This is a genomic window from Paenarthrobacter sp. RAF54_2, from assembly GCF_052113945.1.
In the GTDB taxonomy this organism is placed as follows: Bacteria; Actinomycetota; Actinomycetes; order Actinomycetales; family Micrococcaceae; genus Arthrobacter.
The window spans coordinates 210,508-227,300 of sequence record NZ_JBFRDV010000006.1; the positions used below are offsets into that span (position 1 = coordinate 210,508).

The following is a 16,793-nucleotide window of genomic DNA, read 5'->3' on the forward strand; positions in this document are numbered from 1 at the left end:
CGGCGTCGCAAATGGAGGTGCAGTGGCAATCTTTACAGACCCCATCAGGGAACACGCTGATTTCGGGCCTGGAGATGCTGAATGGCTGCACCTCCWGGTAGGCGATTGGCAAATGGTCGCCGACCTCGCGTTTGCCGACCTCGCCTTGTGGTTTCCGCATCCGGAGTTTGGGTACATCGCCCTCGCCCACGTACGTCCGTCAACATCGCACACGGTGTTTCACGCGGACTTCGTGGGTGAGGGCATCCGCTCGGATCTTCGTCCACTCGTGGAAAAGGCCTGGAACAGCCGCTCCATTGAGCGCTCCAGTGAGACAAGCTGGAGCAGCGAGATGGCGCTGCGTGTCGAAGCCGTGCCGATGGTGCGCAACGGCAGGACCCTGGCCGTTGTCACGTCCCATATGGACCTGTCCAGTTCCCGTATGCCATCCAGGCTGGAACTCACGTATCGGCAATGCGCCTACGACCTCCTTCGCATGGGAACTCTCGGGTTGTGGCCTGATTTCGCATCGCCCACCGGATCCCGCAGAGGTGCTCCCCGTGTGGGGGACGGACTCATCCGGCTCGACGCTGAAGGCATCGTGCAGTACGCAAGTCCCAATGGCGTATCTGCTTTCCGGCGGCTGGGGGAGGTCGAGTCCCTGGAAGGACGTTCCCTCGCTGAAGTGACGGCCGGATTGCTGAAGGATCGGCGCATGGTGGACGAAACACTGCCGTTGGTTGTCACCGGACGAATGCCGTGGCGCAGCGAGATTGAGTCCAGAGGGGTCAGCCTTTCCCTGCGTGCCATTCCCTTGCGCGACGAGCAACATCGCTTTGGCGCCCTTGTTTTGTGCCGCGATGTGTCCGAGTTGAGGCGCCGTGAAATGGAGTTGGTCACCAAGGACGCGACAATCCGCGAGATCCACCACAGAGTAAAGAACAACCTCCAGACCGTTGCCGCCCTGCTGCGTATGCAGTCCCGACGTATGGTCAGCGACGAAGCAAAACAGGGACTGGAACAGGCCATGCGCCGGGTGGCTACCATCGCGCTTGTTCATGAGACCCTTTCCCAAGGTCTGACCCAAAGCGTCGACTTCGATGAACTCATCGGGCGCCAGTTCAGGCTTTCTGCCGAAGTCGCTTCGCCTTCCCAGCAAGTACGCACCGAAAGGTCCGGGATGTTCGGCGAGCTCCCCAGCGATTTCGCCACGCCCCTGGCACTGGTCATCAACGAACTGGTCACCAACGCTGTTGAGCACGGGTTGGAGGGGAGGACGGGAACCGTTTGGTTGCTGGCTGATCGTGCAGCAGGAGACGGAAATGACGAATTCCTGACGGTGACAATTGCCGACGACGGCGTTGGGCTGCCGGACGGGCAGTACACGGAGGGCCTGGGCCTGCAGATCGTGCGTACCCTCGTCACAAGTGAGCTTGGGGGATCCATTCAATGGAGCCCGCGGGAGGGTGGCGGTACCGCCGTCGAAATTGTCCTGAACCTGGCTCGCGCATAGGGCGTTCCGGAGGTCGACGGGTTTAACAGGCAACTGTCTTAAACGCAGAAGGCCGTGGACCATGTGGTCCGCGGCCTTCTGCGTTTGGTGCTTGTACTGCCTGCTACGAAGCGCGCCGGGCGCGTGCTGCGCGACGCTTGAGTGCGCGGCGTTCGTCCTCGCTCATGCCGCCCCAGACGCCTGCATCCTGGCCGGACTCAAGAGCCCATTGAAGGCAAGTGTCCACGACGGGGCATCGGCGGCAAACGCTCTTTGCTTCCTCAATCTGCAGAAGTGCTGGTCCCGTGTTGCCGACTGGGAAAAAGAGCTCCGGGTCCTTGTCGAGGCAGGCTGCGCGATTACGCCAATCCATGCTGATCAGTCACTCCATTCGTGAGAACTAGTTTGAGCCTTTTGTGAAAACATTCACGAGAGGCTCCAAAGGAAAGGGGCCCGCATGGGCCCCCTTGGTCGTCTGAGTCAAGCGTTTCATGTTAACGCCTTGTAAACAAGGGGTATTAGTCGTTGAAATGCCCTGAATCCGTGAGCGATGCATCACATCAGCCGCCAGTGCCCTCACTGCTAGATGACTATGTCCGGTAGTGTGCCAGTGTGTCAAGACCTCCTGTTAACCCGGCCCAACCAAACTCTGGATCAGATGGAAACGACGGTCCAGTCAGACCTGTGCCTGAGGACCCGATATCTGGGGGGCTGAAATCCGGTGGCAAGAAGCCCCCTGGAATCCTGATTATCTCGATCGTTGTCGTGCTGGAAGCACTGGCCCTCCTTGGTGCAGCTGCTTGGTACGCTTTCGAACTATTGACAGGAGCCCCTGTCCTGACGTTTTGGGGAGCGGTCTTTACTCTGGGCCTCTTATTGGCCTTCTCGGCCTGGCTGTTCGCAGTGGGCCATTTCCTGTTCCGCGGGTACAGATGGACCCGCGCCGCCGCTCTGGTTGCTCAGTTGTTCGTCCTCACCATTGGGTTCCCAACGATGACCGGCGGCTTGGTTCTGCCAGGGTTGGCTATGATTTTGCCTGCACTGGCTGCGATCGTGTTTTTGTTCCAAAGGAGCGTTATCGGATATGCGTCACGAGCAGGAGGGACGCAGGGCGCGCTCTAGCGAATGCTGCCATGACTTCCGATCGTGCTGATGTGCTTTCTGGTGTCGGACGTGAAAGCCACCTGCACCTGGACCACATGGTTTCCGCGGACAATCACACCCCGACCAGCACGCGGTGAGGTTTCTATTTCCAGCCTCACGCCGAGGATGTCGCCGTCCAGGGGAGTCCTCGGAGCCAGAATGAGGCCCATGCCATTTGCTTGGACCTCTGCGGCCAGTGGCAGGCGCTGAAGCAAAGCGGGACCCGACGTGGCAGTCAAGATCACTCCTCGTGTCCGGCCAGCCAGTGCGGCGAGAGCTACCCGCCCCTCCGGATCCAGGAGATCGGCGTCATCGACAATGAGGATGCTTGCAGGATCCAGCGATCCCGTGGTCGCTGAGCGGGCCACAGTTGCCCAGAAAGCACCAGCCGTACTTCCGACTCCCGGGAAGACCCACGGAACCTGGGGATGAAGGGACTTCAGGGATGCCAGCACTGAAGTCTTGCCGGAGCCGTGACTCCCAATGATGATGCTGACGCCACGCGGCCCAAGGGGAAATGAGACGGGAACTGATTCGTCATTTCCGATGCCGATCCACAAGGGGATGGAGTCCGGCGTCATCCGGCAGTCCAGGTCTTCAGCCGCAACCTCGTTGCTGGCGGACTGCGCCGATCCCGAGGACGGCCCGGACGGTCTTGGGATCGCAGCCATCGCAACATCGAAATCAGACTTGCTGAGGGATTCGGGGAGCGGCCGCACTCGGAAAGGCGGTTTTGACGAAGGCTGAAGGTCAATGAACGGCCAGGCTTTCCCGCTTGGTGCAGTGCGGAAATGAGCTGCCGTGGCTGCGCCCTGAACAAATGCACCCATGGCAACAGCGCGCCCCTGGACAGGCTCGACTTCCGGAAGGCGTGGCCAGTGATATCGTGACTCTTCCGTGGCTCCCGTTGGAAAAAATACCCGGTTTGGGATGGCGGCAAAAAAGCGTGAGCTGACCAGTTCGCGTTCGCCGCATATCAGGACTGTTACTCCAAGGGGGGTCCCGTCCCGGATGATGTCCCTCAAAAGGTCCTCTGCCCACGCGAATCGCCCTGATCGGAGCGCTGCGGCCCATGAGCACCAGCCAGTAACTATCAGGACCAGACGGGGACTTGCGGAGACGTCCTCGCCCGCCACGCGTCGACGTGCCATTTCTTCAGTGAGCCGCTCAAGGACCCGAACGGCCAATGCCAGCTGATGCAGGCCCAAGGTGGCGCCATAGCTGCCTCCCCGGCGGAGCTTTCCCAGCATTCCAGCCGAATCCAGGATGTACAGATGTGGTGGGGTGCCATGTGCTGCCAGCATCGCAGAAGCAGCCTTGAAACATTCGTGCATTCCACTGGAACTGCTGCCGATCATGGCGAAATGACCATGGTCAGGAGGTGACCATTCCAGGGCCTCAACTGACTGCTGTTCCGGCCTGTCCACGATCCCCAATGGACCTACGGGGGCCATCGACGTGTCCAGTGTGTCTTGAACGTCCTTGCCCGCAACACCGAAAGCGGACAGATCTTCATTCCACCCAATGGATGACGGCAAGAGTGGGGCTACAGGTTGCCGGGGATCGGCCCGCCCCAGGGAGCGCCAGACTGTTCGGGTTGCCGAGACCACCGCCTCCGCCCTTGCCTCCGCCTGGGCTGCTGACTTACCAACCATTGGCTGTTTGTTTTGAGGAGCGTGCAAGGCCTCGATGGCCGACTGAACGATTGCTGCCCCCGGAGCGCTCCGGCTGACCGTGGCTGACACAGCAAGGGACGCTCCCTGGAATTCTTCGGGGGAACCCGTGGCCCTCACAAGATACGCCCGCCCCGGGACATCAACGCCGATGGATGCTGCAGCTTTGGAATTGATGATGTCCATTGACTCCGCATCCGACTGAACTCGCAGGGCGATGCTTGAAGTGACGTTGGCGCGGATGTCGGCGGTCAACGCACCCTGCGGCCTTTGAGTAGCCATAACCAGATGAATGCCCAAGGACCGCCCAATGGCGGCAACACGCATCAGCTCACGAAGGGCTCCGGGGGCTTCGTCGACCAACATTCGGAACTCATCCACAACGAGTACCAGATGGGGGATCGCCACCTCTACAGCCGCACGTGAACGTTGATATGCAGACAAGTCTGAAGTCCCCGCGTCCGCGAACAGCTTCTCGCGACGGCGGATCTCGCCTCGAAGGGAAGTAAGCACGCGGTCAAGATGATGACTTCCAAGGTCAGTAAAAAGGCCGACGCAGTGCGGAAGCCCAAGTAAAGGACTTAGGCCGGAGCCGCCCTTGAAATCGACGAAGAGGAATGTCACCTGGTCCGGCGAATGATTCAATGCCATGGATGCCACGATCGTGCGGAGGAGTTCTGACTTCCCGGCGCCGGTGGTCCCGGCTACCAGGAGGTGGGGTCCGTCGACGTGGAAGTCAAACGTCAAGGGGCCCTCCTGGCCCTGACCCAGAATCGCCTGCAGTTCATGCTGCCCGTTCTCGCCAGTCCATCGCCGCAGTATGCCTCGAGGTCCGCCTGGAAGCAGGTCATCCAGAGAGCAGGATCCTGGTATGCCGTCGCCGGCAGGACCTTCCCCGTGTGGATTGGACACCACTGTGCGGCAAAACTGTTCGAAGGCCTTAAGCGGAACCATGTCCGGGATGAACTCCTGGCGGCCACTGGGAACCTGCAAAACGGCGGATGTACCAGAGCGTCCTATCTCAATGGCCACACCCGTGGGTCCGGCATGGGGGCCGGAATGCCGCAACACCTGCCACGAAGCCTCGATGGCGGCATCCAGGAGTTTGGTACAGCGGTTACCCGAGCCCTGCGAGTCACAGAGAACTATGAGCCTGCCCTGGTTGGTTCCCTTCAACCTTCGAAGAGCTGCTGTCGCTGCCGCCTCATTCGTGGCAAGTGTCAGGTATGGCAGGAACCGCGCGCTGAGAGGTAGCCGCCCTATTGGTCCGAGAAGAATGATCGGTGTGGAGGACGAGCTTGGGAAACTTGCCAGTTGCATGACGATGAAACGGATCAGGGCGTCGATGTGCTCGGTCTGGCCATGCAAGGCAACAATGGCAGGGTGCGAGCCCAGCGTCACTGGCATGGGGCCGATTGCGGGCGGACGGAAATGGGGATCTGCTGGGACGAGCCGCACATTGGCCAGACTGGGCGCGGTACCCAGCCGGATCCATGTTGCTGACCCGGCGGTCGGATCTTGTCGTGATGCATCGGGCGGTCCTGCCCCAGAGCCAGGCAATGTCAGAGGTGCTGGAGGCTTCAGGATCAAGCCTCCCGCGGGGGCCAAGGTGGCAACAATGATTTCCGCCGCAGACGGCGAACATCGGCGGCGGCGTTCGGAGTCCTGCCGCACCGCCTCTGCGACGGCACGCCTGAACTCTTGGCGTCCCTTCCTTCCTGTGATCGTTGGAACAATGAGGCTCACCGCGGAAACGGCCGTAAACCCCAGAAACATCCACATCCCCGTCGCGAGTGCCAGGCCAACGCCTGCTATGAGCGGGAGCCCCGCCGCAACGGCAACCGACCAGCGGTTCAAGGAGCCCGTGTGGCGCTGGACTTCAAGGGGCTCGGCAACAGAACGTCCGGCGTCGGCATGAATCCCGGGGGTGGAGCTGCTTGGCGTAACGATGGTGAAGGTAGTGTTTCCGCAGCGAATTCTCGACGACGATGTCACCGTCCTTTCCCGGGCACGCTCCCCGTCAACGAGTACCGAGTTCCGGCTCCCTTTGTCCGTGACGCTCAGTGCGGTGCCGGACACCTCCAACACGGCGTGCTCACGGGACATCCCCGGATCAGGGATGCAAATATCGACAGCGCCGCGGCCCATGCGGTGGAAACCCCGCTGGAGTGCAAAGACTGAGCCGGCCCCCGGCCCGGTATGTGCCAGGAGCAGGAGCGGCGTTGCCGGAGAGTCCGACTTTTCCGCAGGACAATGTCCGTCCACCAGAACGGCCCCGGCTACGAGTGGGGGGTGTCCGACGGTCAGGGCGGATAGGTCTTCCCCGGCAACTGACAGGGGACCGACCCCGCGGGCCTCCTGCAATTGCCGCTGAAGTTCTGAGCCCGGCATTCCGCTGGAGACAGTGATCGTCAACTCTTCCGGTGGCGCCGGTGATGCGGCATTCGGGCCGCCAACGAGCGTGCACTCAAAGATCATTTGCCCGCTCCTTCCTGAATTCCCGTAGCCGTCCAGAACTGAGGCTATGGAATTCCCGGGCAGGCTGCTGCCCCTTTCCTGGGCTATGTGGACAACTCTCGGCGATACCGGCTGAAGGCGCCGACTTGACGCGAGGACATGGCGTCTCGGCTAAGATGAAACTCGTTGTCGCGTGTGCTCAATGAGAAGGGACCTTCACCGGTGATAGTGGTTGCAGAGAGCGCCGATGTTTCAGACGAGGCGGTAATTGGTGATGGATCCAAGATCTGGCATCTGGCCCAAGTCCGCGAGAAAGCTGAATTGGGTGTCAATTGCATCGTCGGACGCGGCGCCTACATAGGCACTGGCGTCAAGATGGGGGACAACTGCAAAGTCCAGAACTATGCACTTGTCTACGAGCCCGCAGAACTGGAGGCCGGCGTGTTTATCGGTCCGGCAGTAGTGCTGACGAATGATACTTATCCCCGTGCTGTAGGTCCGGACGGAAGTCTGAAGAGTGCGCACGACTGGGAGCCTGTGGGCGTCACTATTCGTGAAGGAGCGTCCATTGGTGCCCGCGCCGTGTGCGTCGCTCCCGTGACGATCGGACGCTGGGCCACCATAGCCGCCGGAGCAGTTGTTGCCAAAGATGTCCCTGATTTCGCGCTGATGGTCGGGGTTCCGGCCAAGCGGCGGGGCTGGGTCGGTAAGGCGGGCTTCCCGCTGCAGAACATTGGCGGGAACTGGGTATGCCCGGAAACCGGCGCCACATATGTTGAACAGAACGAGACACTTCGAGAGGTAGAGGCATGAGCCCCGAATTCATTCCCCCCGCCAAACCCATCATTGGCGACGACGAGCGCAAGGCCGTAGAGGCAGTTCTGGCCTCCGGCCAGCTTGCCCAAGGCTCGGAGGTTGCGTCCTTCGAGCAGGAATTTTCCCAAGTACTTCTGGACGGCCGCGCAGCTGTCGCCGTCAACTCTGGCACCTCAGGGCTGCACCTTGGCCTTCTGGCTGCCGGCATTGGCGCCGGCGACGAAGTCATTGTTCCTTCCTTCACCTTCGCAGCCACGGCCAACTCGGTGGCGCTGACCGGAGCCACGCCGGTCTTTGCCGATGTTGACCCGGATTATTACACGCTGGACCCTGCGTCCGTTGAGTCGAAGATCACCGACCGCACGGCTGCGATCATGCCGGTCCACCTCTACGGTCACCCCTTCGACGTCGATGCCATCGGCGCGCTCGCTTCGAAGCACGGGGTTAAGGTGTTCGAGGATGCGGCCCAGGCTCATGGTGCCGCTGTCAACGGCCGGAAGGTCGGAACCTTCGGCGACTTCGCCATGTTCAGCCTCTACCCCACGAAGAACATGACCTCCGGCGAAGGTGGGATGGTCAGCACAGGCCTGGCCGACGTCGAACGCCGCCTCCGCCTCTTGCGTAACCAGGGCATGGAGCGCCAGTACGAAAATGAGTTGGTTGGCTTTAACGCCCGCATGACCAACATCCATGCAGCCATCGGGCGCGTCCAACTGACAAAGGTCGAAGGCTGGACCAAGACCCGGCAGGAAAACGCAGCATTCTTTGACGCAAACATCGAAGGCGTCATCACCCCGAAGGTAGCCGAGGGCTATGAGCACGTCTACCACCAGTACACCATCCGCATTACCGATGACCGTGATGGTTTCGCTAAGGCATTGCGTGAGGAATACAACGTCGGTTGTGGCGTGTACTACCCCATCCCGAACCACCGCCTTGCGCCCTTCCAGACATCGGATGAGCTGCCTGTAACCGAGGTATCTGCAGCCAGCGTGCTGTCCCTCCCGGTGCACCCATCGTTGAGCCAGGATGATCTGGACCGCATCGTGACGGCTGTCAACGCCATCGCAAAGGCAGGAAGCTAGTGGCAAACCTCCGGGCAGGCCTCATCGGACTGGGTATGATGGGCCGCCACCATGCCCGCGTAATCCGCGAGCTTGATGGCGTTGACCTGGTTGCTGTCGCGGATTCGTTCGGTGATCCACACAATGTTGCTGATGGCCTGACTGTCTACAACACAGTTGAGGAACTGATTGAGCAGGGAATCGACATGGCAGTGGCTGCCGTGCCGACCATCCTGCACGAGGAAGTGGCGTTGCGGCTTGCTGAGGCCGGTATCCACTGTCTCGTCGAGAAGCCGATCGCGAATGATTCCGAGTCGGGCGGACGCATTGCCAAGGCCTTCGAAGCCAATGGCCTCATCGGCGCGGTCGGTCACATCGAGCGCTTTAACCCTTCCCTGCAAAGCCTTCGCGAGCGGCTCGGGAATGGTGACCTTGGTGACGTTTACCAGATCAGCACAAGACGGCAGGGACCCTTCCCGGCGCGCATCGCCGACGTCGGGGTGGTCAAGGATCTTGCGACGCACGATATCGACCTCACCGCATGGCTGGCGCAGAGCAACTTCGTGAACGTCGTAGCGCACACGACCTCCCGCAGTGGCCGCGAACATGAAGACATGGTTACAGCCATTGGCCACCTCAGGAGCGGTGTCGTAACCAACCACATCGTGAATTGGTTGTCACCCATGAAGGAACGTACAACGGTCGTTCTGGGCGAACGGGGGGCGTTCATCGCCGACACCATTTCTGCAGACCTGACCTTCGTGGAGAACGGAACGTTCCAGACTGATTGGGATTCCGTCGCAGCCTTCCGCGGAGTATCGGAGGGATCCTCCACCCGGTTCGCCCTTGCCAAGCGGGAGCCGCTAAAGATGGAACACGAGGCGTTCCGCGATGCAATCCTCGGAAAGTCGATGAATATCGTCACGATGGCCGAAGGCCTTGAGACCCTGCGGGTTGCTGAGGCCGTGTTGGACTCCGCCAAATCGGGCTCTGTCATCAGCCTCTGAGACGCCAAATCAAGCATCGCCTTTGGGGGAGGCTGGCCACGTGCCAGCCTCCCTCTGGTGTTTGTGGACCCCAGCCGCCCCTGCTTGGCCAAGGGCCCGGATACGGGGAACGCACGCCATGTCGGGTAGCCTTGACCAGTAGACGTGGGCACTTCTGTGCCCGCACGCCAATACACAGGAGAGTTTGTGAACGCTGATCTCGTCGTCGTCGGCTCGGGTTTCTTTGGCCTGACCATTGCAGAACGCGCCGCTACCGAGTTGGGGCTAAAGGTCGCGGTTCTTGATCGCCGCCACCATATTGGAGGAAACGCCTACAGCGAGAATGAAGAGAAGACGGGCATCGAGGTGCACCGCTACGGAGCGCATCTCTTCCATACTTCGAATGAACGTGTCTGGGAGTACGTGAACAGGTTCACCAAGTTCACGAGCTACCAGCACAAGGTTTACACCAGCCACAAGGGCGAGGTGTACCCCATGCCGATCAACCTCGGCACCATCAACCAGTTCTTCCGTGCAGCAATGAGCCCCACCGAAGCTCGTCAGCTGATTGCCGAGCAAGCGGGCGAGCTTGCCGGCACTGATCCCCAGAACCTGAATGACAAGGGAATCCAGCTGATCGGACGGCCCCTGTACGAGGCATTCATCAAGCACTACACGGGCAAGCAGTGGCAGACGGATCCGAAGGACCTTCCCGCGGAGATCATCTCCAGGCTCCCCGTACGCTACAACTATGACAACCGTTACTTCAATGACGCACATGAAGGCCTCCCGGTTGACGGTTATACGGCCTGGATCGAACGCATGGCGGACAACCCCAACATTGAAGTTGTCCTGAACACGGATTTCTTTGACGATGGCGAATTCGGCCGTTCATCCGTTCTTGGGCAGGTTCCAGTCATCTACACAGGCCCGGTTGACCGCTACTTCGACTACGCCGAGGGTGATCTCTCCTGGCGCACGATCGACCTCGAAGAAGAAGTGCTGCCGATTGAGGATTTCCAGGGGTGCCCGGTGATGAACTACCCGGACCCGGAGACTGCTTTCACTCGCATCCACGAGTTCCGCCACTTCCATCCTGAGCGCGACTACACGAAGGACGCGACGGTCATCATGCGCGAATTCTCGCGTTTTGCGGAGAAGGGCGACGAGCCTTACTACCCCGTCAACACGTCAGAAGACCGCAGCAAACTGCTCGCGTACCGTGATCTTGCACGTGGCGAGAAGTCTGTACTGTTTGGCGGGCGTCTTGGAACGTACAAGTACTTGGACATGCACATGGCCATCGGCTCGGCCCTGTCCATGTTCGACAACAAGATCAAGCCGCACTTTACGGGCGGCGCCAAGCTGGAAAGTGGTGGAGTGGACGCATGACCGCCACAACAAATGAAAGCCAGGAGACTGCCATGACGGCCACAACAGCCGCAGACAGCCCGGCCTCGACTCAGCAGAACCTTCGAATAGTCCAGCGTGTGGTTTTCCCGGCCAACCGCGACCTCGATACCCTGCCGCTCTATGTCGATCCGGACACCAACAAGGTCCGCAAGCAGGATGACAACGGCTCAGCAATTGTGCAGGCAGTGGGCATGGCCCGCAAACTCCACCCGGAGGACATCCTGGACCGTGGGTCGGTACAGGTGCGCCGGGGCGAGCGTCTTTCCTTTGGGTCCTACTTCAATGCCTTCCCGGCCAGTTACTGGCGCAAATGGACCATCGCCACAAAGACGGTTCTCCACATCGAGACCGAGGGCGAAGGAACGGTCATCGTTTACCGGTCGAATGCGCGCGGCGCGTCGCAGCGGGTCGACTCGATCCTCGTTGAGGGAACTGCGTCGAACAACTTCGAACTTACGCTCGCTCCCTTTGGCGATGGCGGTTGGTACTGGTTCGACCTCATTGCCGGCGGCGATGGAATGACGCTTAAGAGCGCCCACTGGGCTGTTCCTGATGAAGGCAGGCCCCAGGGGAAAGTCACGCTGGGTGTTACAACGTTCAACCGTGCCGACTACTGCCTTGAAACCATCAAGTCAATCGATGCCGACTCCGGTCTCCGTGAAATCCTTGCGGAACTGATCATCGTGGACCAAGGCAACAAGAAGGTTGCCGACGAAGACGGGTTCGACGCCGTCGCCTCATCCATGGGCGAGCAGTTGCGCATTATCAACCAGGGCAACCTTGGTGGTTCGGGTGGGTTTGCCCGCAACATGTACGAGATGCTCGTCTCTGACAAGAGCGACTACGTCATGCTGCTCGACGACGACATTGAACTTGAAACCGAAGGTGTACTCAGGGCGGTCGCATTTGCCGACCTCTGCCGTAAGCCCACCATCGTCGGTGGACACATGTTCGATATGTACAATAAGTCCGTATTGCACGCCTACGCGGAAGTGGTGAATTTTTACCGCTTCCTCTGGGGACCCGTCGAGGGCCTGGGAAATCACGACTTCTCCGCGGAGGGCCTTCGCTCAACGCCTTTGCTGCACCGCCGCTGGGATGCTGACTACAACGGTTGGTGGATGTGCCTCATCCCCAAGACCGTCGTGGAAAACATTGGACTCTCCCTTCCCGTTTTCATCAAGTGGGATGACGCGGAGTACTCCCTGCGCGCCCGTGCCGCAGGCTTCCCGACGGTTACGCTGCCGGGTGCAGCGGTTTGGCACGTCTCCTGGGCTGATAAAGATGACTCAGTGGACTGGCAGGCCTACTACCACGAACGCAACAGGCTCATCGCCACCCTTCTGCATTCGCCGTTCCCCAAGGGTGGCCGCATTTTCCGCGAAAGCCTGAACACGGACATCAAGCATTTGGTGTCGATGCAGTATTACCCGGAGCAAGCCCGCGTCATGGCTCTTCGGGATGTCTTGGAGGGCCCAGGCAAGCTCCATGAGCAGCTGCCCACCACAATGCCCAAACTTCGCGCCATGCGCGAGGAATTTGTCGACTCACAAGTCAAGACTGATCCCGGCGCCTTCCCTGAGTCCTTCCGCAAACGTCCGCCGAAGAAGCCGCAGTCCTACAAGCAGCCGGGTGCCCTTGGCCTGCTGCCTTGGGCGGTTAAGACCGTCCTCAAGCAGGTCCTTGCTCCGGTTCGCGATTCTGCCAAGACCAACCCTGAGGCCCACGTTGCACATCAGGACGGCAAATGGTGGAGCTTGGCGCACCTGGACAGTGCAGTTGTCTCCAATGCCGATGGCACAGGTGCCTCGTGGTACCAGCGCGATCCCAAACTGGCACGCCGGCTTTTGGTTGAAACGACGCAGTTGCACGCTCAGCTTTTCTCGAATTGGGAGACGCTTCGGGCCCAGTACCGTGCAGCACTGCCGCAGATCACGTCGATGGAGTCCTGGCGCGAGACATTCGATGCTTCGGAGCCCAAAAAGTAGCGATGGCCAACTCCACTGATATTTATGCTGTTCCCGGGGTAGGTGCCGGTCTGCTGGATGTTTTCCGGCGCCGGTACCTCCTTAAGCTGATCGTCCGCAAGGAACTCAGGGTCCGCTACCGGGGTTCCGTGCTGGGTCTGGCTTGGTCATATGTGAAGCCCTTGGTCCAGTACTTGGTTCTGTTCTTTGCACTGGGCATCGTCCTTCGCGTGGGGGATCAGATTCCCAACTACGCCCTTTACATGTTCTCCGGCGTCATCGTCGTCAACTTCTTCACTGAAGCGTTTTCAAACGCTACGCGCTCCATAGTCTGGAATGCGGCCCTGGTGAAGAAGATCTACCTGCCTCGGGAACTTTTTCCCGTGGCGTCGGTCTGGGTCGCTGCCGTGCATTTCCTTCCCCAACTGGTGGTCTTGCTGGCTGCTGCCCTTTTCAACGGGTGGCGACCTGATGTAATGCAGCTGGTTGGTGCAGCGCTGGGTTTCGTCATTGTTGCCGTAACCGCCACGGGCCTGGGCCTCCTGGCAGGTGCCGTCAACGTATTTTTCCGCGATGCAGAGAACATCGTGGACATGTTGATGATGATCGTCACCTGGACTTCACCCGTCCTCTATGACTGGACCATGATCCGCCGTCTTGCACCGGACTGGGTCTTGACGATCTACCAGCTCAACCCCGTGACCGTGGCGGTGGAGTTGTTCCACTGGGCGTTCTGGTACCCGACGGTCACTAAGCCGGTCGAACTGCCCCCTCACCTGATGTTGACGGGGTTGGCTGGACTGGGGATGGCCGCAGTTTTCCTTATCATCGGCCAGCTGGTGTTCCGCCGGCTCGAAGGCCATTTTGCGCAGGAGGTCTGAGTGGGCGCCGCCGTCATAGTCAAGGGCTTGAAAAAGACCTTTAATCTGCGTCACTCGCACTCCCTTAAAGAGACGCTTGTGTGGCTCGTCAAGGGTCGCAAGGGTGATCTCACCAAGAAATTTGATGCCCTGCACGACGTCAGCTTTGAGATACAGGATGGGGAGACTGTGGCCCTTCTGGGCTTCAACGGCTCCGGTAAATCCACGTTGCTCAAGTTGATCTCCGGTGTCATCCTTCCCGATCAGGGCACTGTGCGGACCAAAGGCAGGGTCGCGGGCCTGATTGAGGTTGGGGCCGGGTTTCACCCGGATTTGTCCGGCCGTGAGAACGTCTTCCTTAACGCCGCGATCCTTGGAATGACAGAGCAGGAGATCAACGAGAAATTCGACGAGATCGTCGCCTTCTCGGAAATCGAGCAGTTCATCGACACGGAAGTGAAGTTCTATTCTTCCGGAATGTTCCTGCGCCTTGCTTTTGCGGTGGCAGTTCATACGCAGCCGGATATCTTCCTTGTGGACGAGATCCTGGCTGTTGGAGATGAACCTTTCCAGAGGAAGTGCCTGGCCAAGATCAAGCAGCTGTCCGACGAAGGCAGGACCCTCGTGGTTGTCAGCCATGACCTGGACATGATTTCGCGGATCTGCGACCGGGGAGTCGTCTTATCCTCCGGCACTGTCCAATTCGAAGGTCCGGCTGATCAGGCTGTCGCCTGGCTGCGGGAACGCAACTAAGTCCCGCATCCAATAGCAAGAGTCGTCTGTCAAGGGATGGCTAGTGGAAGCATCTAGGAAAGGCGATCGTAGGAATGGGTATCGGCCCACTGCTGTTGTGTGTAGTCCTGATCATTGTGTTGTGGTGGGGTCCAGGCTGGCTTCTCGGAGAAGCGCTGGGAGTGCGCCGAACCCTCCTGCCCGTCGTGGCACCATTGTTGGGCATGGGTGCCCTGACGGTCATCGGTGTGATGGGCAATTCCTTGGGCTTGAGCTGGCAGCTGCTTCCGGTGTCCGCCGTTCTGCTGGTGTTGGCTGGTGTCCTGTTGGCTCTGCGCCTCGTGTTGAGGCGCAGATTCCCCGACAAGTTCCAGACACCCCTGCGAACACAGCCAAGCATTTTCGGTAAGCACCGATTTGCGGGCTCCTGGTGGATCCTGCTTGTGGGCCTTGTTGCGGGCGGAGCCGTCGCCGCCGTGGCATGGTTTGTCGGCACTGAGGGCCTCCTGGGCATAAACCAGGACTGGGACATTCCTTGGCACGCCAACATGATCCGGCTTATCTCCGTGAATCATGAATGGGATCCCGCCATTGCGGGCAACTTCGCCTACTACGACACCACAATTTCTGATGCTCCCATCAGGAGCTACCCTATTGCGTTCCACGCAGTGCTCTCGCTGTTCTGGCCGATGAGTGGTGTCAGCATCCCGGTCTTCCTGAATGTTTTCGTCTTGGTGATGATGGCCGTTCAGTTGCCCCTCAGCGCCATGGCCTTGACCATGATCCTCACGCGCCGCCCTGTTGCCGTGGCCGCCGCGGCTGCAGTGTCGGGATGGTTCACGGTCTACCCCTACGATTTACTGTGGCGTGGCCCGCTGATTCCGTTTTTCGCTGGCATGCTCTTGGTGGGTCCATTCGTCTTCCTGGCAGTCAAAGGTGCCTTGGAGCGGCAAAAGTTCTGGGTCCTGGGCATTGCCTTCGGCGCAGTGGGCCTTATTGCCGTCCACCCCTCGTTGGCGTTCGTAGTACTGCCGGTCCTCGTCTTCTGGCTGCTCTCCGCATTGATACGACGCAAGGGCCGGATCCTGGGCATTACCGTTTACCTGACGGTGTCAGGGGTTCTCGCGGCGATCATCGGCCTGCCGATCATTACCCAGATGCTTAAGGAATCTGAGCGCGTCTCCAAGATGATGTGGGCTCCGGATACTGATCGAAACGGTGCCATTCAGAATATTGTTTTCCTGAACCATGGCTCCATGGCAATGCCGATCCTGACAACGCTTGTCGCACTTGGCTGCCTTGCTGTTGTCTTCAGGATCCGCATGTGGTGGTACTTCGGCCCGGTCCTGGCTTTTGCGTTTCTTTCGGTTTACACCATGGGCAGCGACAGCCCCCGTTTCCTGAACCTGACAGCCCCCTTTTACGACGATCAATGGCGTATTTTCGGCATCCTTGTCATGCTTCTCGTGCCGCTTGCCGGCTTGGGTGTTGCCCAGGCCGGCGAGGCAATCGAATGGGCCGTCCGGTGGCTCCGCAATCGTCGGGCAGCATCCCATGAATCCCAAGGCACAAAGGGACGCAGGCCCAACCACGTCATCACAGCGGCGGCTGCTGTCGCAGTTTTGCTGGTGTGTGGCGTTGGGGCGATCCCGTATTTCAAGCAAAACGCCGAGCGCATCAACATCAATACGAAGGTGGATGGCCTCACCCTGAGCTCATCCGAAGTGGATCTGCTGAGCAAAATCGACCAGTACGTCCCTCAGGACGCCACAGTGCTGAATGATTCCTGCGATGGTTCCGTATGGATGTATGCACTCGGGAACCGAATGCCGATGATTCGGCACTTCGAAATACTTCCTACGAACCGCCAGCTGCTTGTCCTGCAAAAGCTCCCTGAGTTGGCGACGGATCCCGACGCGCGGGCTGCCGCTTCGGAGCTTGGTATCGAATGGGTGTACATAGCCGACGGTCGGATCCGGGCCTGGGATGAGCCCAAGGCGGGCTTGACCCATCCTGATTCCATCCCTTACTTGAAGCTTGTTGTGCGTGACGGAAACGCTGCCCTCTACCGGATCGATTGGTCTCAGTTACCAGGTGGAAAGCAAGCCTTCGACGCCGCTGCCAACGACCGTGTGCAGCTTGACGGAGTCCCGGGCATCCTCGAGAACCGGAACCCCGATGGCATCGCCCCGCTTGGAAGGATTTGTTAAC

Annotated in this window: 12 protein-coding genes; 10 read left to right on the plus strand and 2 right to left on the minus strand. The window is 59.7% G+C overall.

What is annotated here, in order from left to right; translation table 11 throughout:
* The first annotated feature begins 22 nt into the window (after positions 1-22).
* Positions 23-1,492, plus strand: coding sequence for a sensor histidine kinase (locus tag AB4Y87_RS07540; protein ID WP_442003783.1), 1,470 nt, complete (start codon positions 23-25; stop codon positions 1,490-1,492).
* A gap of 103 nt (positions 1,493-1,595) precedes the next feature.
* Here the strand turns inward: AB4Y87_RS07540 and AB4Y87_RS07545 are convergent, their stop codons facing one another.
* Positions 1,596-1,844 carry a WhiB family transcriptional regulator gene (locus AB4Y87_RS07545; RefSeq protein WP_003804966.1) on the minus strand — a complete coding sequence of 83 codons (249 nt, stop codon included), beginning with the start codon at positions 1,842-1,844 and terminating at the stop codon, positions 1,596-1,598.
* A 311-nt stretch (positions 1,845-2,155) separates the two neighbouring features.
* Here AB4Y87_RS07545 and AB4Y87_RS07550 point away from each other — a divergent pair, with 311 nt between their 5' ends.
* A complete protein-coding gene (locus AB4Y87_RS07550; protein ID WP_442003784.1) occupies positions 2,156-2,593 on the plus strand; it encodes a hypothetical protein in 438 nt (145 codons plus the stop codon).
* Here AB4Y87_RS07550 and AB4Y87_RS07555 read toward each other — a convergent pair.
* Positions 2,590-6,765 carry an FtsK/SpoIIIE domain-containing protein gene (locus tag AB4Y87_RS07555; protein ID WP_442003785.1) on the minus strand — a complete coding sequence of 1,392 codons (4,176 nt, stop codon included), beginning with the start codon at positions 6,763-6,765 and terminating at the stop codon, positions 2,590-2,592. The two genes, AB4Y87_RS07550 and AB4Y87_RS07555, sit on opposite strands and share 4 nt — an antisense overlap.
* 174 nt (positions 6,766-6,939) lie before the next feature.
* Between AB4Y87_RS07555 and AB4Y87_RS07560 the strand changes: the two genes are divergently transcribed.
* From AB4Y87_RS07560 to AB4Y87_RS07595, 8 genes are all read left to right on the plus strand, one after another.
* Complete coding sequence (locus tag AB4Y87_RS07560) at positions 6,940-7,557, plus strand: acyltransferase (RefSeq protein ID WP_442003786.1); 618 nt, start codon at positions 6,940-6,942, stop codon at positions 7,555-7,557.
* Positions 7,554-8,645: a DegT/DnrJ/EryC1/StrS family aminotransferase gene (locus AB4Y87_RS07565; RefSeq protein ID WP_442003787.1), complete on the plus strand. Its 1,092-nt coding sequence runs from the start codon at positions 7,554-7,556 to the stop codon at positions 8,643-8,645. The genes AB4Y87_RS07560 and AB4Y87_RS07565 overlap by 4 nt, the downstream gene beginning before the upstream one ends.
* Positions 8,645-9,631, plus strand: coding sequence for a Gfo/Idh/MocA family oxidoreductase (locus AB4Y87_RS07570; RefSeq protein ID WP_442003788.1), 987 nt, complete (start codon positions 8,645-8,647; stop codon positions 9,629-9,631). Before AB4Y87_RS07565 ends, AB4Y87_RS07570 begins: the two co-directional genes overlap by 1 nt.
* Before the next feature lie 186 nt (positions 9,632-9,817).
* Positions 9,818-11,002: a UDP-galactopyranose mutase gene (gene glf, locus AB4Y87_RS07575; RefSeq protein ID WP_442003789.1), complete on the plus strand. Its 1,185-nt coding sequence runs from the start codon at positions 9,818-9,820 to the stop codon at positions 11,000-11,002.
* Positions 10,999-13,011 (plus strand): glycosyltransferase, encoded by a 2,013-nt coding sequence (locus tag AB4Y87_RS07580; RefSeq protein ID WP_442003790.1) that lies wholly within the window; start codon positions 10,999-11,001, stop codon positions 13,009-13,011. Before glf ends, AB4Y87_RS07580 begins: the two co-directional genes overlap by 4 nt.
* A 2-nt stretch (positions 13,012-13,013) precedes the next feature.
* Positions 13,014-13,871, plus strand: a complete 858-nt coding sequence (locus tag AB4Y87_RS07585) for an ABC transporter permease (RefSeq protein ID WP_442003791.1) — start codon at positions 13,014-13,016, stop codon at positions 13,869-13,871.
* Positions 13,872-14,603, plus strand: coding sequence for an ABC transporter ATP-binding protein (locus AB4Y87_RS07590; protein WP_216924014.1), 732 nt, complete (start codon positions 13,872-13,874; stop codon positions 14,601-14,603). It abuts the gene before it with no gap.
* Between the two features lie 74 nt (positions 14,604-14,677).
* Positions 14,678-16,792 carry a DUF6541 family protein gene (locus AB4Y87_RS07595; RefSeq protein ID WP_442003792.1) on the plus strand — a complete coding sequence of 705 codons (2,115 nt, stop codon included), beginning with the start codon at positions 14,678-14,680 and terminating at the stop codon, positions 16,790-16,792.
* Position 16,793 lies beyond the last annotated feature (1 nt).